Genomic DNA, 24,349 nt, shown 5'->3' on the forward strand with positions numbered 1-24,349 from the left:
AAGCTCCTTCTTCTGGTAAAACCTCGTCTGCTATTTTTTTACAAACATCCGTTTCATTAATTTTCTCCGAAATCCCTCAGCTGTCTGAACATGCAAATCATTATTTTCTTCTGCCAAATGAATTTGCCAGCCCGAAATACTTTGTTCTGATAATGGAATTTCCTTTGAATCGGTTATTCGCACACCTGATGAAAAGAAGCTATTATCCCACTCAGAACAAAAATACAATTCTATAGTGGACAACTGATCTAATACAGAGTCAACACGAAGTATACCACTTACAGTAAAAGTAAGTTCTTCCTCGCTGTTTACTTTTGCGTTAAATGTGCTTTCAGTGCCGCTCTTCTTATTTTTTAACTTCCAATACATTTTATGACGGCCAACAGAATGGGGCGGAACGTCGCCTTTGAATTTAACCTTGGCTGACAAATATAAATTTGATTTCGACTGCCATTCAGCCGTTAACAGCTCAACATTCATATCTTTCAATTGATTATTAAATGGCACCTGATCAATTAATTTGTCCACAAAACGCTTGCGGGTAAACGGCTCTTCAGAAACGTAATAAATGTTTGTGCGTGGCCCCGTATGTTTCATTATGTCATGATATCGTTTCAAGGAAGGTACCACGAAAGCATCAAGGTGGTCTATTTCCTTTTCAGGGTTTTCCAACATCTCATTCGTCTCTATAAAACCTAAATACATGGAAGAATATTCAACTGAAAGAGACTTTAGTGTTGTATATAACTTGACTTCAGAAGTTAAAAATAAATAATCCGTTTCCTTTATTAAGCGGCTTAGAAAATAACAGGAAAGTTCATTTTCTGAATACAATACACTGACTATATTCTCTTTTTCGTCGAAAATGACAATTTTTTCAGTTGTTCCATCATTCTTATACCATTTTGTCATATAGCAAGTGCCATCTGCCCTTAAATAAAGATGCTGCTTTGGTTTGTTAGTCTCCAGATCCATGTACATTAAGCTGTGTACATATCCAGACGAATCATATTCTTCCCTTTTAAATCTTTGCCTGCTTTCATTAAAGTAATCAATGACAGCAAGTTCTCCTGATGCTGTAAACCTTTGATATTTGATATAGCGTCCATTATTGTAATAGCGGTAAATTGGCTTATTTGGTTCTTGAATATATGTTAAACCTTCTTGTTCAATCGGATGCTTGATTTTATCTTTCTCAGGTTCAGAACCTTTAAAGTAGCTGTACATATTAATAACAGCAGTATCTTTAAAAGAAGAATGTCCATTGGGCTCATGATGTAAAGTGACAATTTCCATTGGATAATTCCAATCGATTGTATTGATACTAAACTTTTTTGCAGCATTCAGCTCTTGACAAACATATGCTAATTTAGGAGTAGAAACCTTAATCGTCATCATCTATTTAATACCTTTCAAATAAATTCGTACGTCACATTTTCAGAACTACATTATATCATTTTTGCTGGGCAGGCTCTAGAGATGAAAAAGCTGTTATATTTCTTGAATTACCTGATCAGCGTAAACTGTTTTATCTATCAATTGATGTTATTTTTTTGTATTTCCTTGACCTCAAAGTCACTGAATTGACTCTTGTTTAATATTGGTTTTTCTTATATGATTAGATGTGTTTAACAGAATGAAAATAGGGTATTGATGAGTAAAGAAACTCAAACATTTTAAATCCCAGCATTCAAAAAGCTGAACCCTAAATCTGTTTTTAAGGAAGGTGCTTTGAAATTGAAAAAAGTACGTAAAGCCATAATCCCTGCTGCAGGTCTCGGAACGAGATTCTTGCCGGCTACGAAAGCAATGCCGAAAGAAATGCTTCCTATCGTTGATAAGCCTACCATTCAATACATAATTGAAGAAGCTGTTGAAGCCGGTATTGAAGATATTATTATCGTAACAGGAAAAAGCAAGCGTGCAATCGAGGATCATTTTGATTACTCCCCTGAGCTTGAAAGAAACCTGGAAGAAAAAGGAAAAACCGAACTGCTCGAAAAAGTGAAAAAGGCTTCTAACCTGGCTGACATTCACTATATCCGCCAAAAAGAACCTAAAGGTCTCGGACACGCTGTCTGGTGCGCGCGTAACTTTATCGGCGATGAGCCGTTCGCGGTTCTGCTTGGAGACGATATTGTTCAAGCAGAAACACCAGGGTTGCGCCAATTAATGGATGAATATGAAAAAACACTTTCTTCTATTATCGGTGTTCAGCAGGTGCCTGAAGAAGAAACACACCGCTACGGCATTATCGACCCGCTGACAAGTGAAGGCCGCCGTTATCAGGTGAAAAACTTCGTTGAGAAGCCGCCTAAAGGCACAGCACCCTCTAATCTTGCCATCTTAGGCCGCTACGTATTCACGCCTGAGATTTTCATGTACTTAGAGGAGCAGCAGGTTGGCGCCGGCGGAGAAATTCAGCTCACAGACGCCATTCAAAAACTGAATGAAATTCAAAGAGTATTTGCGTACGATTTTGAAGGCAAGCGTTATGATGTTGGTGAAAAGCTCGGCTTTATCACAACAACTCTAGAATTTGCGATGCAGGATAAAGAGCTTCGTGAGCAGCTCGTTCCATTTATGGAAGGTTTACTAAACAAAGAAGAAATCTAAACAAAAAGGCTATTGGACATTCATCCAATAGCCTTTTTTTATTTCGGCATCAGTGTCAGTGTATGCTCTTCATTATCAACTGCAAAAACCTGATCAGCTGTGTTCACAAGAAAACGATTCTTGCTGCTGTCATACAATACATCGCTATCACTTAAGGATAGTGACGACGGGTTGATAGGAGAAATATTATGAAAAATCAGTTCTGATGCTTTATCATTCTCCAGCACATAGCTGATTTTTTCATAATCAAAATCTAACGTTTTTCTGCCGTCAGTTGTATCTCCTTCAGTATATCCATTCAATTTCGATTGAATGCTGATTCTGCTGTCTCCCAGGAATTTCAGAAAGTATTCATAGGAAGAAGCAGCGTTTTGCGAGACATACGGCGTAAAGGCAGCGGCATGCAATTTAGCATGTTTCATATTAGTTGCAACAGCGCTCTTTTTCACAAAATAAGACTGTCCGTTAAACTTTATTTTCGCTGCTTGTTTACCTTTTGCAGCTACCGTCACCTCTGTACCGAATGGCAGTGTAACGTCAGCCTTCTGTTTGAAACCTTGATCCTTATAAGCAGGGGCTTTTTCATTTGATATAAACCCTTGCTTATTAACTGCGGTTAAGCGTTCCTCTGACTTGCCCTTTGCATTGCCATGATGATTCTTCACTTCATTTTGCGGGATAGCGCCAAACGAAGCAATTGTACGAAGCGGGGCATTAAAAAACATCGTTCCTGCCATGAATACAGTCAGGATAGACAAAATAGCAATTTGAACCGCATTAGCCAATGATTTCGGCTTTTTCTTTTTTTGGCGGAAACGGGCAAACGCTTCAGGATCTTCTTTCTTCCTCTCTTCCGTCTGCTCTTTTTTATATGTCTCTTTTTCTTTTTTAGAGAGCTTATTAAACCAGTCAATAAACGCTTTATACTCTTTCACAACCGTTTTTGTTTCATCAAACATACGAAGCTCGCCGTAGTGCATCCAAGCGACGCGGTCACACATCTTTTCAATCTGGCCGATCGAGTGGCTGACAAAGAAAATGGTTTTTCCTTGCTTTTTAAACTCATTTATTCTGTCTACACACTTCTGATAAAACGTTTGGTCCCCTACAGAAAGAGCTTCGTCAATAATTAAGATGTCAGGGTCAATATGCACAGAAATTGCGAAACCGAGACGCGACTTCATCCCGCTCGAATAGTTTTTAACCGGCTGATTAATAAAATCGCCAATCTCAGCAAATTCAACGATGCTGTCATACATATCATCAATTTCTTTATTGGTTAACCCCATCATCAAACACTTGAGCCGGACATTGTCCCGGCCTGTTAATTGGTTATTTAAACCGGCAGCAATCGCAATCAGCGACGGCTGGCCGTTCATTTCAATTTCACCGCTGGTCGGCGGAATAATTTTAGCCAGCAGGTTAGACATGGTCGATTTCCCTGATCCATTTATCCCTACAAAACCGATTGTCTCTCCCTCATACACGTCAAAGGAGACATTCCGCACAGCAAAAAAACCATTATCCTTAGCCGGAAAAAACAATCCTTTAATCTTGTCCGATTGTTTTTTATACAAATGATATTGCTTTGAAACATTTCGAAACGAAACTTTTAGTTTCATCGTACAATCTCCTTACGTATTAAAGAAAGTCAACAAACTTGTCTCTGAATTTCATATGCAGGATAGAACCTACCAACAATAGAAGGAAGGTGAACAGCCAGAAGTACAGCGTGTACTTCATGTCTTGGAAAAACCATTTTCCGTCTAAGAAGCTGTTCCTAAATCCTTCTATCAGATAAAAAATCGGATTCAGCTTAAGCACAGGCAGAAGATTCGGGTGGTTTTTCCCGAGCTGCTCTGAGATGTTCCAAAAAATCGGAAGTAAAAAGAACAATAATCTCGTTACGGCCTGCAGCAGAAATTGATAATCTCTGACAAGCACACTGATTGTTGAGTTAAACAAACTAAATGAAAACATAAACACAATCATGCAGATTAAATAGTAAATATATTGTATCCAATGCAAGCTAGGGTAAACACCGCTTGCTAAAAGGACAATGACATAAACACCCATCATTACAAAATAACTAAATAAATTTGAAGCAATCACGACAGAAGGCAGTGAACTGATCGGAAAATTCATTTTCGCAACCATATTGATCCGTTTAAATACACTGTTTGATCCATCGAGAATCGTCGGGCTAATAAAAAACCACGGGATCAAACCAGCCAGCATCCAAACAATAAAAGGCACTTCTCCAATACCTGTTATGACTGGCTTACTGTTACGAATCCCCATACCAAATACAAACCAATACGCCAGCATTTGAATGAGAGGATTTAGAAACTGCCATAATACACCAAGATAATTCATCTGATACTGAGACTTTGTCTCATACGAAGCCAAGCGCAAAATTAGAGGAAACGATGTCACTTGCTCTTTTACGATTCTTACTAATGCATTCATTGTTTATCTTCCTTAGACTTAAATGATTTTTTGGATCTTTCGGTTAAAGAAATTTGAAAGCACCGGTGAATATTGTAACAGATGTAGAGATTTTTTTCACATCATAACAGGTTTAAGGTCCGTGAAAAAAACTTACATTTCATTTTCTAATTATAGCTATAGTAAACAAAAAAGTATTTCGAGATATTTGTCTCGAAATACTAATTACAGATTATTGGACCTCAATTTCAGAATAAACCTTTTTTAAGAGAGTTTTGTTTTTTTTGAAACCTTGCTCATTCAAAAGTTTTTCCCACTTCGTTCCCACAACTTCAAATGAGTATCTTTTTACATTTTCCTTCGCATTCCTGCCCATTGTTTTCCTCAAACTATCTTCTTTTATTATATTGGTTAAAGATTCTGCGAGCTTATCTACATTGTTTCTTTCAACTAATATTCCATCTTCACCATCATTGATAATTTCAGCAGGACCTATACAAGAATAACTAACGCAGGGAACCCCTACAGACATAGCTTCAATGATAACCATCCCAAATGATTCATTTCTTGAACTCAATGCATATATTGAGGAATTGGTCATCTCCTTGATAATGTTATCCGTTTTTGGCATTAAAAAAACATTATTATACAAATTCTTATCGAATATCATTTGACGCAATGAATCTTTCTCTACACCATCACCAAAAATCTTCAATTTCCATTCTGGATATTGCTGAACCACCTTTTCGAATGCTTGAATCAAAAGGTCAAACCCTTTTTCATGAACAAATCTTCCAGCAGCAATTACTGTTTTTTCTTCTAGGTTTGAGCTCTCCTTTGGCATGTGTGTTGCATTCTCTATTTTATATAAATCCGTGGAATGATTATTTAGAAGATGATGATAATCATTTATTTCTGCATCGGTTAAACATGTAAGAGCATCCAGCTTTTTATAATACTTTCTGATTTTCGTTTGAATTGACTTTTCATACCCGCCAAAATACTTATGCTCTTGGCCAATTTTAATGACATTACGATTAACAAATTTAGCAGATAAGAAATTAAAAGATGGTATGGTAGTTATAAGTACACCCTCATTAACTTCAGATAGTTTTTTTAGAATTTTAAGGTCTACAAATAAATTAAACATATGATATAAATCCTCATTTTTATCTATAAACACACTTGGTATCTTCATTAAAATTCTTTTAATTATTTTCTTATATAAGGGTGTGTTTTTACCAAAGAGCTTTCCTCTTCTTGCATCAAATATTGGTTTCAATTTAACCCTCTTATCTATATCAAACATGGGTTTACCCCTTGTTCTTCTGACACTTATAATTTCAACATCATAGTTTTGTGCAGCTAAATAATTAGCTGTATTTGCAACAGTTCTCACTGTTCCGCCCATACCATAGATATTGTAAACCAAAAAAGTAATTTTCACTTAATTATCCCCCTTCCTATTTAAGCATTTTTATTTGATTATATATACGATCAGAATTTTGTTTATCTTGATACTTATAAAATTTCTTTGATTTTACTTTATACTTTTTCTCATATTTAAATTCATTTTCAATTTGCTTTTGAACGATTTCCAATAAACTTTCATTTGTGTAAGCTGTTTGACCAAATAAATCTGTTTTCAAATTGACATAAGACCCTCTGTAATGTAAATAGTCAGATAAATCAAATTGATAAAAGACAACAGGTTTTTCTAGATAATTGAAATCGAATGCTACACTTGAGTAATCTGTTATCATTAAAGAACTTTCACTGACGAGACTTTTAACACTCTCTTCTCCGACTTTTACTAGTTTTATGTTTTTATGCAGATCTTTAAAATAGTTACTATATTTTTTTTGAAGTTCTATATGCATGAAAAACTTCAAAACAATATTATTGTCTTCTAAAAGTTTATGCAGTTTCTTATTGTTTAAAAATAAACTGTAGTTGAGATAGAATTTCGAACTTACAAAGTCATCAATCCACTCTCTCCAAGTGGGAATCAGGAGTATTTGTTTAGGATTCACCTTTTTACTTTTGTCAATCAATGTATCAAACCTCGATAACCCTGTAACCATCACTTGATCCTTTTTAAAATTCATTTCATTTATTAAAATACGCTTTTCATGATCAGATGAAACAACAAATTTTATAATTTTACTGTTATAAGATTTTCTATTAAAGCTCAATTTTTTCATTGCAATTATACCATGCTGCAAATAGATTATTTCTTTTGGGTTTTCACTCATTTTATTATGGATGACACTAGGAATAACATCTCTAATACCATGACTTACTATTAGGTATTTACTTAAATGATAAAATACAAGATGTTTAAAACTGTCATAAGTTATAATGTTTTTCGGATATTTTAAAAGGTTATCAAGATTTTTGTTATCTTCCTTACTTATATAGTAGTATTTTTCTTGAGTTTTATTTCGAACACAGTATTCAAAAAAGGCAAACCCATTATCCTGTGCTACTTCCCCTAAATTTTCCCCAACAAACCATACTGGTTTATTAACAAAAGGTTTTAAAACTTTTGCAACAAGTCCTGCAAATATAAACTTTATTTTTTCTGATTTCTTTTCAGTAGCCTTTATGTCTCTCATTTCTATCTTTAAAAGAGAATTTCTTTTATCAATAAAAGCAGACAAAAAGAGAGCCTTATTAATTTTAATTGCACCAGATTTAAATGTTGACTTACTATTTATTAGTTTCAAATCTTTTATTTTTATAGAAGACTCCACATGCTTATTATTAATTGATAAACATAGACCAACTTCGTATTGCATTTGTTTTTCCAAGCCATAATTTTCAGTTTCGTTAGCCTTTAATAAAAACACAAACTCTTTATATTCTTTCTGCTCCTGTTCTAGTGCAGGTTTTAACAGAATTGAGCTACTATTCTTGTCTCGTAACTTCAAATAAATTTTATCGTATATTAAATTATTTTTTTCAATGACAATACGAATTTCTATTTCTTTATTTTTACTAATTATATCTGTACATTCAGCGTTAATGTAAGAAGAAAAAACAAAAGATAGTTCATTTAAATTATTAAACTTAGGCTGGATTGAGAACGGTTTAACATCTTTTATTACAAACTCCGGATAAACATGAGATTGTGACTTATCTAAAATATCGTCTAAGTTTGATTTCAGTTTTACAACATATTCTTGATCCTTTATAAGAATTGAAATGTAAAAATCAAATGTGAAATGATTCATAATATCTATATCAGTTTTTTTCACTTTAAGTCTGCTCTCAAATTGCCAAAAAGAAAGATTCTTTTGAAGATTACTATTAAAATAAATTTTCTGTTCATTATCATTAGCTAAAAAAATGTTTTTAATTTTAAATTCCTTATCTAAAATCTCTATAGAACCTTTAATTATTAAATCATCACCATCATGATGTATATAAGATATATCTCCTAATATTGCTGAATCTTTTATTAAAACTGCTAAATTATTATCTAGAGTAGCATACATACGTGCTCTTTTTATGACTCCATTAGAATTATAAATGGTTTTAGGCAGACTAATAAATTTACCATCAGCTTTATCATTTACTGAATCAAATGATAATCTTTGACTAACTATTAATCCATTTGAATCAAACTCTAGGTAAACATCCCATATTCCATCAGTTTCAAAAAAGCTATGCATTAAAAAGGGCATACTTATCTGTAAAAGCCCTTTATCATGATCATTTTCCTGCAAGCGAACAATGTGCTTATCCTCAGTTTTTCTATTGATAAAAACTAGGTTTTTAATAAGAATCTGTTCTTCCTCTTTTGGAATGACCTCGCATTTTAAATTAAGATCGTTATTATCAATGCTTAAATGATGAATTTTAGTTTGAATTAACTGTTCATTAAATTTAGAAATGTTAATTAGCAATTCTTTATTTTGATTTTGGGAAACATTATGAACAAAGAGTTCGCCATTTTCAGTAAAAATCTCTTTTGTTTGTAAAGCAGTATTAATATCATTTTTCATTCTAATTGTACACTGCTCTTTACCTACCTTAACTTGGGTATAAAAATACCAATTACCTTCATATATAGGATAATCCTTCATTGTTAAGGATATTTCAAAAGTAGAGTCTTCTGTAAGTATAAAAGATTTAGTCGTTATTATTAATTGCTCCTTTGTTACTTCGTTTTCTAAGTAACAGTTGATGAATTGGACTGAATTATTTAAAAAGAAAAATGGATGCGACCCAAAAAAAGTCGTACGATTTGTTGACGTTTGGACATTTTTAACTATAAAAGCCAATTCGGAAAGGTTTGTTTTATTTATGATTAAATTATCATTTTCTTGAGGAGCAAACTCTAGCACAGATCCGTCAATAACAAGTTTAAATGTATCATTTAAATGGTTTAGGATATCAATAAATACTTCATCACTATCTAACATAAGCTTCAATTTAAAAACTGTTTGATCTGAACAAGGCTTAAGCTCATTTATTGGAATAGCAACTTTCATGATGCCTTCATTTCTAAGTAAAGAGATATTCGATAAGATATCTATATGTCTATTAAAAGTTGCAAGAACAACATTCTCTAACTTACTAAAAAAGTGATCATAAAAATCCTTTTCTTCACACATCAAATCAAATATGATATTTTCGTTTTCAACTCTCATGTTTATTAAATATATGCCGTAGTCCATTAAGTCTCGCCTTTCTCTACTTCCTTTTAAATAAATTAATTTTTATCCAAAAAGCCTTTTTACAACTCTTTTTGTTGACTCACCTGACTCTAAGTAGCAAAACTTGCTATGAAATTTCTGATAATTATAATTAGTACTGTAATCAAAACTTTCGACTTCATAAATAGATTCAATAACTTCTTCTGTGGTCATCAAGAGTGGCCCAGGAGCTTCACTTTCAAAATCATAATAAAAACCTCTTAATTTATCTCTGTATATATCAATATCGGGAACAAAAAAGATAATAGGTTTCTTAAGTGATCCAAAATCAAAAAATACTGAAGAGTAATCAGTTATTAAGATATCTGAAACAAAATATAGTTCACGGATATCTTTATACATTGACATGTCATACGCAAATTCTTCTAATCCCTCTAGATCAATAACATCAGCAACTAAATAATGCATTCGAAGTATAACAACATATTCTTTGCTTAGATGTTCTTTTAGTTTTTTCAAATTCAAATGTATGTCGAATTTATAAGCGCCTTTTTTATGATAGGAATTATCCCGCCATGTAGGCGCATATAAAATAACTTTTTTATTTATATCTATACCAAGTTTCTGTTTTATACTATTTTTCTCATTATTTGTTTTTGGTGAAAATAAATAATCATTTCTTGGATAACCTGATTCTATTAAATCCTTTTTAAATTGAAACGCCCGTTTAAAGATTTCAGTTGAATAAGCATTAGGAGAAATCAAATAATCCCATTTGCTAGCTTCCTGCAGAAAATTCTGTTTATACTTTTCAGTTGTGGTTCCTGGCATGTGCACTTCATCCATGTCATTGGCAAGCTTTTTTAATGGCGTGCCGTGCCACGTCTGGACATACAATGTGTTTTTAGGTTTTGGAATCCATAAAGGCAGCCGGCTGTTTGTAATCCAATATTTCGCTGTAGCCATGTACCAAATCCACTTAAGAGAAAATCTTTTTATATATGCAGCATCAACACCGTCTAATGCCGACAAATATCGTTTATCAATGCTCCATATCATCTTATAATCATATTGATCTTTATTTTCCTGTAAATATTCATAGATTGCTCGTGGATTGCAGCTAAACTGTTTTCCTGAGTAGCTTTCAAATAAAATTAATTTATTGTTTCTTGGCAGAAGAGCAAAAATCTTAAAAAGAAGTGAATAGGACCTAACTAATAAACTTCTGCATTTTTGTAAAATAAAAGATTTCATCATGAACTCCTTAAAGAGTAAAAAATTTATATTTGCGCAAACAAGAAAAAAAGAAGCAACTGAATTACTTCAAGCCTCTTTAAGTTGGTGCTTCTATAAACTAGCCATGTCTTTTTTGATTTGGGTAGTTGAAATGCCTTCTGTTCTTGGAAGGTAAATGACCTCACAATATTCCTTTAAGAAGTCAAATTCTCCTTTCCAATCATCGCCGATGACAAATGTATCTATATCGTACTTTTGAATATCTGAGATTTTTTGTTCCCAGTTTTTTTCAGGAATCACTTCATTCACAAAATCAATTGTTTCTAGAATGAATTTTCGATGTTCATAGGAATGATGCGATTTTTTTTGTTTTTGAAGATTAAATTCATCTGTTGATAATCCTACGATTAAGTAATCACCCAGATTCTTCGCTCTTTCCAGCAGCTTCATGTGTCCATAATGAAATAAATCAAATGTTCCGTACGTTATCACTTTCTTCATCAGATAACATCACCTTCCAACTGTTTTCAACTGAGAGTACCAGAAAAAAACCAAAACCCTTAACAGATTGTTTATAATTTCGACACATTTTTTACGTACCATTAATATTGAACAATAATAGCATAAGTTCCTATAAAAGTTAAGGCTCTTTAAAAATGTCAATCACCAGCATTTTTTGGTATCATCGTTGCATTGATGTGTATTTTTTACAGGTCTAATACCTCATTCTTACCCATTATAACAAGTTTTCTTTTTCGAAAAAATCGAATCTTTTGTCGCGTTTTTAAGTGAAACGATTTTCTTTCTGCTGCGTCATTTATTTTGTACGCCCTCCTCATATTAATTCATCGTCAAAACGTGAAGGAATTGTAATGTGAATGTTAAAAGTTCCTAAAGATTTTTGTGGTAAGATAGAGTAAAATGTTTTCAGACAAAGAGTCTTTAATCAAATTATACGAATGACACGTGTTTTTTATAGACATATAGATGAAAAGGAGGGTTGATACGATGCAAACGAAACCCATAAATCAATTAGATTTTGTAGACGGTGAACTGACTTCATTTGTATCACATTTAGAAACGTCGTATTTGGATCAGAATAAAGGTGCGTTCATCGTAACAGCGAATCCTGAAATCGGATTTGAAGCGATGCAAAATCCGCGTTATGAAGCGGTTCTTTCATCTGCTGATTTTATTTTGCCGGATGGCATTGGTGTGGTGATGGTTTCCAAGCTGATTGGTAAGCCGCTTCAATCCAGAATTGCCGGATACGATTTGTTTACGTCTTTGCTTGAGAAGGCTGATCAAAAGAAAAAACGGGTTTTCTTTTACGGTGCAGCCAAGCATGTGATTGCTCAAACAATCCAGCGAGTCGAACGTGATTATCCTGGGATTGAAATTGCCGGATACTTTGATGGCTATGTGAAGAATCAACGTGAGGTGGCAGACAAAATTGCAGCCTCAAATCCTGACATGGTATTTGTCGCTTTAGGATATCCTAATCAGGAGTTCTTTATCCATAAATACCGACATCTATTCCCTCAGGCTGTTTCTGTAGGGCTGGGCGGAAGCTTTGATGTGTTCAGCGGCAATGTCAAAAGAGCGCCCTCATTTTTTATCCGTTTTCACCTTGAATGGATGTACAGGCTGATCACTAACCCTGCGCGCTGGAGAAGAATGCTTAGCATTCCTAAGTATGTTACAGCCGTGCTGAAACATGAACGGGCTTCAGCAAAGCCGCAATATACGGGACAGGTCAAAGATCAATCACGCCATTTGTAATGGGGCCTAAAGGAGCTATGATATGTAATGAAATGCATGAACCTTTCGCTGTGCCTGCAGACAATCCGTGGCAGCCGCTTTGAGCTGATGACAGATTGAAATCCTGGTTTGCTTTTTTTTATTATTTGTTCATCAAAATCATCGGCGCATTGCTGTTTTGGGTTAAAGCAGGAAGGCAAGTGACCCTTCTTGTATCCTTTCCTGATAATGCCCGGGCAATATTAAAGGAATATCAGATGGGACACTATTCATTTCCCATTCATGTCCTTCTGACCCAGCATGCCAAATCGCTGGAAACAGAATTTCCTGAGCTTACTGTTTCCGTTATTAACGAAAAACACCCGCTTCATATATGTAAAGCGGTCTTTTCTATGCTGAGCAGTAAAGCTGTAATTGTTGATAACTATTTTGTTTTGACAACCGTTTTGACCTGCAGATCTGATATCGAGTGTATCCAAGTTTGGCATGCAAACGGAGCGTTTAAGCGTTTTGGGTTAAAGGATATCAACACTCAGAATCGTTCGCGTGCTGACGTAAGACGGTTTCGCAAAGTATATGCTTCATTTGACCGGATTGTCGTCGGTTCTGAACATATGGCAGACATTTTCAAGGAATTTTTCGATATAAAAGATGATAAATTTCTTCGGTTTGGCGTGCCTTTAACCGATGCTTACTATGAGGTGAAGGAAAACAGCCATGACCTTAAAAACAAATATCATCTGCCGGCAGAGAAAAAAATCATCCTGTATGCGCCAACCTTTAGGGATCATCAGTTTGAAAGCTTTTCGCTGCCGTTTTCAGAAAAACAGCTGCGGCATGATTTAAATGGACAATATTTACTTGCAGTAAAACTGCATCCTGTTATGAAGCAATCTGCTGAATTGCCTGGGGATAGTGCGTGGATAAAAGACGTTTCAGACCTCCCGCTTGCAGACCTTTTAAAAATGAGTGATCTGTTAATATCAGATTATTCTTCTGTCCCTTTTGAATTTGCTCTGCTGGACAAACCCATTTTATTTTATACGTATGATATGGAGGCTTACAACAGAACTCGTGGTTTAATTCACCATTATACAGAGATAATACCCGGGGTTCCTTGCCGTGATTCAGGCATGCTCTTGGACCAGCTGAAAGATATGGACAAGCTTCAATCTGAAGTGGAGCGCTTTTCACGTGAATGGAACCTGTACTCGAGAGGGAATGCCAGTAAGCAGCTTTTAAGCTATGTAAATGAGAAATCATGCTGATCTTTATATATAATAGAGATCGGTATTGCAAATAATATGAAAACCTTTTATAAAACATTATGAGTTGTAGTAAGGAAGGAGTCATTTTATGATTTATGCTGAAATTCTAGCCGGTGGAAAAGGTTCCCGCATGGGGAACGTCAATATGCCAAAACAGTTTTTGCCTTTAAATAAACGCCCAATTATCATTCATACGGTTGAAAAGTTTTTATTAAATGACCGTTTCGATAAGATTTTAATCGTTTCCCCTAAAGAGTGGATTAACCATACAAAAGATATTTTAAAGAAATTTATCGGGCAGGATGATCGCCTGATTGTCGTTGAAGGCGGCAGCGACCGTAATGAATCCATTATGAGCGGTATCCGCTATATTGAAAAAGAATTCGGCATACAAGAAGATGACGTGATCATCACTCACGACTCTGTGCGTCCGTTTCTGACTCATCGCATTATTGACGAAAACATTGATGCTGTTCTTCAATACGGCGCTGTTGATACTGTAATCTCAGCCATCGATACAATTATCGCCTCAGAAGACCAGGAATTCATTTCTGATATTCCTGTTCGCGATAACATGTATCAGGGGCAAACACCGCAAAGCTTCCGGATCAGCAAATTGGTCGAGCTTTATAATAAACTGTCCGATGAGCAAAAAGCTGTCCTGACTGACGCTTGCAAGATCTGCTCGTTAGCAGGTGAAAAAGTGAAGCTTGTCCGCGGTGAAGTCTTTAATATTAAAGTAACGACACCATATGACTTAAAAGTGGCTAATGCCATTTTACAGGAGCGAATTTCACAATGATTAATCAAACATATCGTTTAGTTTCTGCCCGACAATTTGAAGTGACATATAAAGATAAAGTTGTCCATTCAGATAAAGTCGTCGTCCGTCCTACCCATTTATCCATCTGCGCTGCAGACCAGCGTTATTATACTGGCTCACGCGGCAAAGAAGCGATGGACAAAAAACTGCCGATGGCTCTGATCCATGAAGGCATCGGAAAAGTCATGTTTGATCCGACAGGCACATTTAAAGTCGGAACCCGGGTTGTTATGGTGCCAAATACACCGGTTGAAGAGCATGAAGTGATCGCAGAGAATTACCTGCGTTCCAGCAGATTCCGTTCAAGCGGTTATGATGGATTTATGCAGGATTACATGTTTATGGCGCCTGATCGGCTCGTTGAACTTCCAGACAGCATTAATCCGCATGTCGCAGCCTTTACTGAGCTTATTACAATTGCAGTTCACGCGCTTTCACGCTTTGAACGCATGGCGCATAAGAAACGTGACACATTCGGTGTCTGGGGAGACGGAAACCTCGGATTTATCATGACCCTTCTCCTGAAGAAGAAATATCCGGACAGCAAGGTGTTTATTTTCGGAAAAACACCTTACAAGCTTGATCATTTTTCTTTTGTTGATGCGGCTTATCAAATTAACGACATTCCTGAAGATGTCAGAATCGATCATGCCTTTGAATGCGTGGGCGGTCGCGGCAGCGAAAGCGCCATTGAACAGATCATTGCCCATGTTCATCCTGAAGCGTGTGTAGCGCTCCTGGGCGTGTCTGAATACCCTGTTGAAATTGAAACAAGAATGGTGCTTGAAAAAGGAATTACGCTGATCGGCAGCAGCCGCAGCGGACGCGAGGATTTTGCCCGTACTGTAGACTTTTTAGCTCAATACCCTGAAGTCGTTGATTATTTAGAAACATTAGTTGGCGGACGCTTCCCGGTACGCAGTATTGAGGAAATTACAAACGCGTTTGAAGCAGATTTGACTTCATCTTGGGGAAAAACTGTTATCGAATGGGAAATTTAAACAGTGAAAACATTCCTTACGCGAATTGTAAAAGGAGTATTCGGCACTGCTTATAAACTATTGAGCGCTTTATTACCAGTACAGCACAACAAAATTGTCATAGCTTCCTATCGTGAGGATCATTTAAGTGATAATTTTAAAGGTGTTTATGAAAAGCTGAAGCAAGATCCGTCTCTTCGCATCACCCTGCTGTTCCGGAAGATGGATAAGGGACTGATCGGACGAGCTGCATATTTGCTTCATCTTTTCAGCTCGTTATATCACCTTGCAACATGCCGCGTGCTATTGTTGGATGATTATTATTTTCCTTTGTATGTTGTGCCAAAACGAAAGGAAACGGTTTCCATCCAGCTTTGGCATGCTTGCGGCGCGTTTAAAAAATTCGGCTACAGTATTGTGAACAAGCCGTTCGGCCCTTCTTCTGATTATTTGAAGATTGTTCCTGTGCATTCTAACTATGATTATGCCATAGTCAGTGCACCCGCTGCCGTGCCGCATTTTGCCGAAGCCTTTCAAATGGAGCAAAAGCAGATTTTGCCGCTCGGCATTCCAAGGACGGATTATTTTTATCATAAGGAACATATGCGCACTGTACTGGATGAGTTTCATCGGGCTTATCCGGAACTTAAGCATAAAAAAAAGCTTTTGTATGCTCCTACTTTTCGAGGCAGCGGACATCATCAAGAGGGTGACGCTATACCGCTTGATCTGATACAATTAAAATCGGCGCTAAACCATAAAGATTATGTCGTGATCCTCCATCTTCATCCGTATATGCGCAAGCATGCGCACACGGAAGAGGATGATTTTGTGCTGGATTTAACTGATTCGTACTCTTTGTACGATTTAATGGCAATCTCTGATGGGCTGATAACGGATTATTCTTCAGTTATTTTCGAATATAGCCTGCTGAAACGTCCGATGTATTTTTACTGCCCGGATTTAGAAGACTACTTGGAAGAACGTGATTTCTACTATCCCTTTGAATCGTTTGTACCCGGGCCGATCTCGAAAGATGTTCCATCGCTTGTACATGATATCGAGAGTGATCATGAGGCTGATACAAAACGGATTGAAGATTTTTCACAGACATTTATCACCCATCAGGACGGCAAATCTTCAGAGCGGGTGGCCGATTTTATTTCATCATTTTTAACATCTGGTGCCGATTAGGAGAAAGTGAGGTACAAAGTGAAGCTGGCAAGAAAGATTAAGAACAGACTTTTCAGATCAAAAAGGAAAACGCAAAAAGAAAATGCAGCTGTCATTGTCCATCCAGCTGATAATAGGGTTTTTTCTCTTTTTGATAAAACGAAGCGAATTGAAGAAAACCAGCAAGTCCCTGTCCGGAAGATTTCTGAGTTTTCTTGGAATGGGTCAATTCTAAAAATTGCGGGTTATATGTATATCAAGGGCCTGCCGCTTCAAAAAGAGGATCAGGTTCGAAAACGTTTATTATTGGTGAATAACGGTGTTTTATTTACAGCTATTTCACTGCGGGATGTTCCGGTAGATAAGCTGTCAATTGATACTTCAAATGTGCCTGGAGCCTATAAGTGGGCAGGATTTTCACAGCAGATTAACTTTTCTAAGCTGATGAATGACAAGCCTCTTCCGCAGGGCGAGTATAAGCTGTTTCTCGAAATTGAAGCTGTAGATGACCAAAATATAAAACATCAGGAAGTGCATACAGTTGGAAACGTCAGCAATTTCCTCTCTAATGATGTGTATGCCACCAAAATGGAATTTCATTCTGCTAAAAAGCTGATGAAGTTCAATTTGATCGTTAATTATGATGAGGGCGAAAAGACGATTAATCTGTCTTGCAACAAACTGCAGGAAATTGATCCGAGCCTTTTGGAGCTGGATACTGGAAAAGAGGCAAACCGCTTTTTGCGCAAGCTGAATACAAGCTTGTTCCATTTTGCATACGATGTGTTCCGGCTGCTCCCAATTAAGTCTAATAAAATTGTCTTTGCTTCTGACAGCCGGCTTGATATGACAGGAAACTTCGAATTTGTTTATGAAGAACTGCTGAAACGTGAAGAAAACTTTGATTTCAAATTTTTCTTAAAGAGCAGCATCCGAGATAGAAAAAGCCTGTCTGAACTGATGTCTATGGCTTATCATTTTGCGACAAGCAAAATCATTTTTATAGACGATTTTTATCCGATTATTTATCCGTTAAAAATCCGTAAAAATGCAGACCTTGTCCAGCTGTGGCATGCTGTCGGCGCCTTTAAGACATTCGGCTACAGCCGAATCGGGCTGCCGGGAGGACCGTCGCCGCATTCGAAAAACCATAGAAACTACACGAAGGTTATTGTCAGTTCTGAAAATATACGGAAGCACTACGCAGAGGGCTTTGGCGTAGACATTGAGAACGTTATTGCTACGGGCGTACCGCGAACAGACTTTTTCTTTGATGAAGCGAAGAAGGCATTTGTAAAAGAACGTCTTTATACGGAATATCCGTTTCTGAAGGACAAAAAGGTCATTCTTTTTGCACCTACCTTCCGCGGAAACGGTCAGCAATCAGCCCATTATCCTTTTGAAGTGCTTGATTTTGACCGTCTGTATCGTGAGTTAAAGGATGAATATATCTTCTTGTTCAAAATTCATCCCTTCGTACGGAACGATGCCAATATTCCTTATCAGTACAGCGATTTCTTTTATGATTTTTCTTCGTTTAGGGAAATTAACGAGCTATTGCTCATAACAGATGTTCTGATAACGGATTACTCTTCTGTTTGCTTTGAGTATGCTTTATTAAATAAACCAATGATCTTCTTCAGCTATGATGTAGATGATTATATTCGCAAACGTGATTTCTATTACGATTACTTTGACTTTATTCCTGGTCCGCTTGCGAAAACGTCTGAGCAAATGATTTCGATCATTAAAGAAGAAAAGTATAACTTTGAACAAATTGATTCATTTGTTCATTATTTCTTCGATGACCTTGATGGAAAAGCAAGTGAGCGTGTCGTTGATCAAATTGTCTTCCCTCAGGAAGAAGAGCCATCAGACAATAAAGTCATTAAGAGATAAATCAAAAACACCTTTTGCAGCCGCAAAAGGTGTTTTTTTTATTGATATTCCGGAACATCAAAGTAAAGTGTGTAACCGTCCAGCAACGAGTACAGGCTGTACATGCGGTTTACTTGTTTGTACGCCCAGCCGATGTCTGTTGCGTATTGGTGTGCCGCTGTAGCTGACCATCTCATTTTGTACAGTGTGTCCTGATTGTAGGCTGTGTTGTGAATATACGATGAGCCTATGAATTTGGCTCCGCCGATAATGGCCGCTTCTGGTGTGAACCAGCCTTGCTCGTACGCATATTTAGCTCCGTAGTAATTCGGGTTGCTGTCGTAAGCGCCAATTCCGTACATGTTATATACGGTTTTTCCGTTATAGGTTAACCCATTGGCTAAATCAGATGTTCCATTGCCTGTTTCAAGGAGAGCGTGTGAGATTAAGTACAGCTCGTTGATGCCGTATTTATTGGCGGCATCGATAAATGCTTTTGCTTTCCCTGTCAGGATGCCTTTACCCGCAAGCACTTTCTGATTGACTTCAGTAGCGTTTAGTCCGGCCGTCTGTGACAGCTTGAGAAATTGGAAGTAGTATTTGCTGTCTCTGGAAAAGTTATTCGGGTCCACGTATTGAACCACTTCATCACTGCTTGCGTTTCGCCAGCCTAAATTAATTTTGGCCCAGCCGTTTGTCTGGCCGATGATTTTTACCTTATCGCCTTTTTTAAATTGGCCGATCACGTTCGTCGGGCTGACTTCCGGCGTTGACCGGATATTTAGTGCATCAGCCGTAACGGTTGATGTTGCTGTATTAATGTACGTGAGCGATACGTAAGCCGCCCCGTCTGTTTGCGGACTTACTGTCATTTGTTTTTGGACCATATCACGAAGCGAGAGATTGTAATTTGTTTTCATGATTTGCGGGCCGTTTTTGACTTTCACGATAGATGATGCCCATCCGTATAATTGTTTTAGCTTCGATGATGCCGCAGCAGCTGTATCATTGCCTGTGAACTGTTCGTTTACGCTGATTTTATAAAGCGTATTGCTTTTCGTTGTGTAGCTCGGAGTTATACCTTGCGATTTAAGATAGGTTAACCCATTGTTCAATGCAGTTTTGCTGCTGAGCTGGGCTGTCACGATTTTGTATTGTGTATATGCCGTTTCACTTGTTTTTGCCGTTGTGCCGGAGGTATTGTTTTGTTTAAAAAATGCTAAAACGCGGTCAATGTCTTCTTGGCTGATGATGGCTTCAGTTGTGATTTGATAGCTGCTTGCTGCCGACTGGCCGGTTTTCTGGCTTGCTGCTGATATATGATTCGACTTGAAAAACGTGAGTGCCTGATTGACTTTCGTTTGATCAAGCAGAGATTCAGTTGTGATCTTGAATGTGTCAGCTATTTGTTTTTTGACTGATTTCGCAGAAGCACTCAGCTGATTTTTCTTTAATAAGTTCAATCCCTTTGTGACTTTTGATTGGTCTGATGTTTCTTCTGAGATGAGTTGATATTGATTTTCTGCTGTAGTTCCAGCTGTTGTTTTTGTGGCTTTTACTTTTTTCTGAGCAAAGAAGGCTGCTGCTTTGTTTGCTTGCTGCTCGCCTAACATCTTTGCTGTCGTGATTTGGTAAGCCGCAGACGTTGTTGTTTTTTTGACGCTGGATGACGTATAATGCCATTTTTTCTTTTTAAAGAAAGTATCTACTTTTTGGAGCTGCTGTTTTGTTATCCCCTTCATATTCACGGTATATGATGTGCTTTTTCCAACCTGTTGGTAACTGCCTGATAAGCCGGTGTTTTTCTTGATCTGGCTGATGGCGTCCTTTACTGTATTCAGGCCTTTGAAATAAGCTGATTGGACATTGTATGACTCAACGGTTGTTTTTTGATTGATTGACTTGTAGCTGCCTGTGATGCCAGTGCTTTGTTTCAGCTGCTGCAATAGAGTTTTGGCATTCGCTTCACCTGAAATGGCGGCAGTTGTAAACGTATAATAGGCTTGTCCTTTCACCGTTTCCTTTAATGATGCCTGCAGCCCCGATTCCTTTTGAAAGGCGCTTTTGATCTGCGCTGCTCTGCTGTCTCCGACGATTGTGCCTGACTGGATGGTTGTGACAGACACCGAGTGTGTGATGGGCTGATACGAGCTTTTAATCCCCGTTTGCTTAGCCAGGCTCTGGATAAGCGCCTTGACTTTTGTCTCATCAGCAATGTCTGATGTCATGACATTCATATAGGGCTGAGGTGCTCCGTACGCTTTTACAGCGCCAGCTACTCCCGTCTCCTGCTTCAGCTTTGCCAGGATTGTGTTGGCCTGTTTTTCTCCGGAAATGGCACCTGACGAGATGGTGACATATGGCTGTTTGCTTCCGACAGGACTTGACGTTCCGGTAATCGATGTCTGTTTGGTGAGTCCGCTCAGTATTGCTTTCGCTTCTGAGTCGCTATGAATGCCTGAGGCGGAAATTTGGTAGGTCGTTGTTGTGCCTGAAGCCTGATAGGATGCATCCCAGCCAGTATCTTTTTCCAGTTTGGCGACAGCTTGTGAGGCTTGGCTTTCTGTACTGAACGTATTCGACGGCTCTACCTTATATATGGAGTAGTCGGTATACGCGGCGGCCTGGGCGGAACCAGACATGGCAAAAAAGGCAAGGGACGCGGCGGATAGAAGCATAGGTGCGATTAATCTCTTTTTCATTCCTTCTCCTCTTTCTTCTTCTATGAGTATATAAAACTAGTTTATTTATCGGCACGCGCATGCTTCATTTATAGGTGAATCACTTCCATTTTCTAATAAAAAAAACTTAATCTCGAAGTGAGATTAAGTTTAAATATGAGATACGATAAGCGTACAAGTTCCTTTCATCGTAAAATCGGGCATTTGAGCAGGCAAAATAAAGTGATCGCCTTTTTTGAACGGACAAGTTTCGCCCTCATACATCAGCAAACCGCTTCCTTCTGTCACGCTGCAAATCAGAAAGGATTCATCCTGAGCCATTTCAGCTTCGCCATTGATGTCCCATTTATATACCGAAAAATATTCCCCTTGAACAAACGTTTTAATGGTTATTCCTTTTCTTGATTCGGTCGATTCATCTATATACCCATCCACATGGGGAACTGTGGCGGCATTGACCGCTTTGGCAAAATGAAGCTCTCTCGGATTCCCGTTGCTATCAAGACGGTCATAATCGTACACCCGGTATGTGGCATCTGAATTTTGCTGAGTCTCTAAAACTAGTGCTCCCTTGCACAATGCGTGCAGCGTTCCGCTTGGCACATAATAAAAATCACCCGGTTTAATTTTGATCCTTCGCAGCAGGCCCTCCCAGTCACCACTGTTGATCATTGTGACAAGTTCGGTTTTTGAGCGGGCCGTATGACCGTAAATGATTTCCGCGTTTTCCTTACAGTCGATAATGTACCAGCATTCCGTCTTGCCGAGTTCTCCCTCTTCGTATTCTCCGGCATAGTAATCATCAGGGTGAACTTTAATTGACGTATCTTCCTTCACATCCAGCAGCTTTGTCAGAAGCGGAAACCGATCCCCCTCTACGCCGCCGAATAGTTCACGGTGCTCTTCCCAAAGCTCGATCAATGTCTTTCCTTTATAGGGGCCATTCGCAACAGTGCTCGGTCCTTTTGGATGAGCGGAAATGGCCCAGCATTCCCCCGTTGATTCTGAAGGAATACCGTATCCAAATCTATCTCGTAAAGCGGTTCCGCCCCAGATTTTTTCTTTACACACAGGCGTTAGAAAAATTGGTGATTGCGTCATGATCCGTACCCCTCCCCTGTAAATAACTGATCATCATTTTCCCGGTGCGCCCCTCTTACAAACGCCCGTATAAGCTGCTTTTTTCAGATGTCAACATATGTACAAAGCATCATCTTTTCATGACCCCTTCAAAGAAAACGCTTCCTTTCTATTATATCACGTTGAAAAGAAGGTTTGTTTCAGCCTTTTCCTCGATAAGAATAATTCTCCTTTTTTGATACAAATTAATAAAAACCGTCAATCTGTTTATGAAGGAGAGAAACTATGCAAATCGACTCTGATCTCCAGAACAATTTAGACACACTGAAAAAAACATTGGGACAAAACGACGATATGATGTTTTATACATTTGCTTTCGGAGATAGCAGACGGAAGGCGTGTTTACTGTATATTGACGGTCTGACAGAGAATAAAATGCTGGCGCAATATGTCATTTCTCCTTTACAAAAAGAGGCTTTAGCCCATAAGGAATGCTCGATTGAAGACTTATCTGCCTTTTTTTTCGGCTTTCATCATAGCGTTGTTTCAACAATGAAAGAAATAGAGCAGCTCGTTTTTACAGGGCAAGCCATTTTGCTAGCTGATGGCTATCGCGGAGGATTAGCTTTTGACACAAAGTCAGTTAAAACACGCAGTCTTGAAGAACCCTCCTCCGAAGTTGTGGAACGCGGTCCTAAAGTAGGGTTTATTGAAAACCTGCGGACAAACACGGCGCTTTTGCGGGAAAGGACGAGTGATCCTAACCTTATCATCAAGGAAATGACACTCGGAAAAAGGACGAAAAAGAAAGTCGCTGTCGCTTATATTCAGGATATCGCCCCAGATTATGTCACCAAGGAAGTGTTTAAAAGGCTGAAATCAGTCAATATAGATGATTTGCCAGAATCGGGGACGCTTGAACAGCTGATTGAAGATGAACCATTTTCAATTTTCCCTACGATTTTAAGCACAGAACGGCCAGATCGTGTAGAGGCTGCACTGTTAGAAGGACGAGTGTCCATATTAGTGGATGGTACGCCGTTTGCTTTGATTGTGCCGGCTACGGTTGACGAATTTATTCATTCTCCCGATGATTACAGTCAGCGCTGGCTTCCAATGTCAGTTGTACGCCTTCTTCGTTATTCCAGCGTTCTGATCACCATTTATTTGCCCGGCCTGTATATTTCTCTCGTTTCTTTTCACACCGGGCTATTGCCGACTAGAATGGCCATTTCCATTGCAGGCAGCAGGCTTAACGTACCATTCCCGCCTTTTGTAGAGGCCTTTATCATGATCTTTACGATCGAATTGATTCGAGAAGCCGGATTAAGGCTTCCTAAACCGATTGGACAGACGATTGGCCTTATCGGCGGCGTTGTCATTGGGCAGGCAGCTGTTCAGGCGCAAATCGTCAGTGCCCTTATGGTCATTGTCGTTTCTGTCACTGCACTGGCATCCTTTACTGTTCCTTCATACGCTTATAACTTTCCGCTGCGGCTGATACGCATAGCAGCAATGATCAGCGCAGCAGTACTTGGCATGTATGGCGTCATTATGGTCTTTCTGTTTGTAATCGGTCACTTAATGCGCCTGAAAAGCTTTGGCGAGGATTACATTATCCCGATCATGGCGCAGCCTGGACAGGATTTGAAAGACACGGTCATCCGTATTCCCACGATGTTTTTAAAAAGAAGACCGACACGAAACGATCCCGAAGATAACATCAGACAAAGGTGATGGC

At 38.0% G+C, this 24,349-nt stretch carries 17 protein-coding genes; 8 read left to right on the forward strand and 9 right to left on the reverse strand.

Annotated elements, in window-relative coordinates:
- Positions 1 to 30: 30 nt before the first annotated feature.
- Complete coding sequence (locus tag JQX68_RS18235) at positions 31 to 1,398, reverse strand: alpha-glucosyltransferase N-terminal domain-containing protein (RefSeq protein ID WP_147772602.1); 1,368 nt, start codon at positions 1,396 to 1,398, stop codon at positions 31 to 33.
- A gap of 339 nt (positions 1,399 to 1,737) precedes the next feature.
- Between JQX68_RS18235 and galU the strand changes: the two genes are divergently transcribed.
- The gene (gene galU, locus JQX68_RS18240; RefSeq protein ID WP_040081646.1) at positions 1,738 to 2,616 is read left to right on the forward strand and encodes a UTP--glucose-1-phosphate uridylyltransferase GalU; all 879 of its coding nucleotides are present in this window, start codon (positions 1,738 to 1,740) and stop codon (positions 2,614 to 2,616) included.
- Positions 2,617 to 2,654: 38 nt separating this feature from the next.
- Here the strand turns inward: galU and tagH are convergent, their stop codons facing one another.
- From tagH to tagD, 6 genes are all read right to left on the reverse strand, one after another.
- Positions 2,655 to 4,238 carry a teichoic acids export ABC transporter ATP-binding subunit TagH gene (gene tagH / locus JQX68_RS18245; RefSeq protein ID WP_103031107.1) on the reverse strand — a complete coding sequence of 528 codons (1,584 nt, stop codon included), beginning with the start codon at positions 4,236 to 4,238 and terminating at the stop codon, positions 2,655 to 2,657.
- A gap of 19 nt (positions 4,239 to 4,257) precedes the next feature.
- Positions 4,258 to 5,085 (reverse strand): teichoic acids export ABC transporter permease subunit TagG, encoded by an 828-nt coding sequence (tagG, locus tag JQX68_RS18250; protein WP_014665585.1) that lies wholly within the window; start codon positions 5,083 to 5,085, stop codon positions 4,258 to 4,260.
- A gap of 211 nt (positions 5,086 to 5,296) precedes the next feature.
- Entirely contained in the window at positions 5,297 to 6,511 is a 1,215-nt protein-coding gene (locus JQX68_RS18255) for a glycosyltransferase family 4 protein (protein ID WP_014665586.1), read from the reverse strand.
- Positions 6,512 to 6,527: 16 nt separating this feature from the next.
- Complete coding sequence (locus tag JQX68_RS18260) at positions 6,528 to 9,749, reverse strand: CDP-glycerol glycerophosphotransferase family protein (protein ID WP_147772603.1); 3,222 nt, start codon at positions 9,747 to 9,749, stop codon at positions 6,528 to 6,530.
- A 42-nt stretch (positions 9,750 to 9,791) separates the two neighbouring features.
- Positions 9,792 to 10,982, reverse strand: a complete 1,191-nt coding sequence (locus JQX68_RS18265; protein ID WP_134975040.1) for a CDP-glycerol glycerophosphotransferase family protein — start codon at positions 10,980 to 10,982, stop codon at positions 9,792 to 9,794.
- Between the two features lie 93 nt (positions 10,983 to 11,075).
- Positions 11,076 to 11,465: a glycerol-3-phosphate cytidylyltransferase gene (gene tagD / locus JQX68_RS18270; RefSeq protein ID WP_014665589.1), complete on the reverse strand. Its 390-nt coding sequence runs from the start codon at positions 11,463 to 11,465 to the stop codon at positions 11,076 to 11,078.
- 507 nt (positions 11,466 to 11,972) lie between these two features.
- On the opposite strand from tagD, the gene JQX68_RS18275 reads away from it, so the two are divergent.
- The 6 genes from JQX68_RS18275 (at position 11,973) to JQX68_RS18300 (ending at position 18,868) form a co-directional block, all read left to right on the forward strand.
- Complete coding sequence (locus JQX68_RS18275) at positions 11,973 to 12,746, forward strand: WecB/TagA/CpsF family glycosyltransferase (protein WP_134975039.1); 774 nt, start codon at positions 11,973 to 11,975, stop codon at positions 12,744 to 12,746.
- A gap of 95 nt (positions 12,747 to 12,841) precedes the next feature.
- A complete protein-coding gene (locus tag JQX68_RS18280) occupies positions 12,842 to 13,993 on the forward strand; it encodes a CDP-glycerol glycerophosphotransferase family protein (RefSeq protein WP_147772604.1) in 1,152 nt (383 codons plus the stop codon).
- A gap of 88 nt (positions 13,994 to 14,081) precedes the next feature.
- Entirely contained in the window at positions 14,082 to 14,795 is a 714-nt protein-coding gene (locus JQX68_RS18285; RefSeq protein ID WP_071577583.1) for an IspD/TarI family cytidylyltransferase, read from the forward strand.
- Complete coding sequence (locus JQX68_RS18290) at positions 14,792 to 15,817, forward strand: ribitol-5-phosphate dehydrogenase (RefSeq protein WP_003235523.1); 1,026 nt, start codon at positions 14,792 to 14,794, stop codon at positions 15,815 to 15,817. Before JQX68_RS18285 ends, JQX68_RS18290 begins: the two co-directional genes overlap by 4 nt.
- Before the next feature lie 3 nt (positions 15,818 to 15,820).
- A complete protein-coding gene (locus JQX68_RS18295) occupies positions 15,821 to 16,990 on the forward strand; it encodes a CDP-glycerol glycerophosphotransferase family protein (RefSeq protein WP_014665595.1) in 1,170 nt (389 codons plus the stop codon).
- An 18-nt stretch (positions 16,991 to 17,008) separates the two neighbouring features.
- Complete coding sequence (locus tag JQX68_RS18300) at positions 17,009 to 18,868, forward strand: CDP-glycerol glycerophosphotransferase family protein (protein ID WP_205440650.1); 1,860 nt, start codon at positions 17,009 to 17,011, stop codon at positions 18,866 to 18,868.
- A gap of 38 nt (positions 18,869 to 18,906) precedes the next feature.
- On the opposite strand, the gene lytD is transcribed toward JQX68_RS18300, so the two are convergent.
- Together lytD and manA are read right to left on the reverse strand one after the other, a co-directional pair.
- Positions 18,907 to 21,549, reverse strand: a complete 2,643-nt coding sequence (lytD, locus tag JQX68_RS18305; RefSeq protein WP_147772606.1) for a beta-N-acetylglucosaminidase LytD — start codon at positions 21,547 to 21,549, stop codon at positions 18,907 to 18,909.
- 129 nt (positions 21,550 to 21,678) lie between these two features.
- Entirely contained in the window at positions 21,679 to 22,629 is a 951-nt protein-coding gene (gene manA / locus JQX68_RS18310) for a mannose-6-phosphate isomerase, class I (protein WP_014665598.1), read from the reverse strand.
- 264 nt (positions 22,630 to 22,893) lie between these two features.
- Here manA and gerBA point away from each other — a divergent pair, with 264 nt between their 5' ends.
- Positions 22,894 to 24,345 (forward strand): spore germination protein GerBA, encoded by a 1,452-nt coding sequence (gene gerBA / locus JQX68_RS18315; protein ID WP_040081628.1) that lies wholly within the window; start codon positions 22,894 to 22,896, stop codon positions 24,343 to 24,345.
- Positions 24,346 to 24,349 lie beyond the last annotated feature (4 nt).

The organism is Bacillus sp. LJBS06 (assembly GCF_016924995.1).
Lineage (GTDB): Bacteria > Bacillota > Bacilli > Bacillales > Bacillaceae > Bacillus > Bacillus stercoris.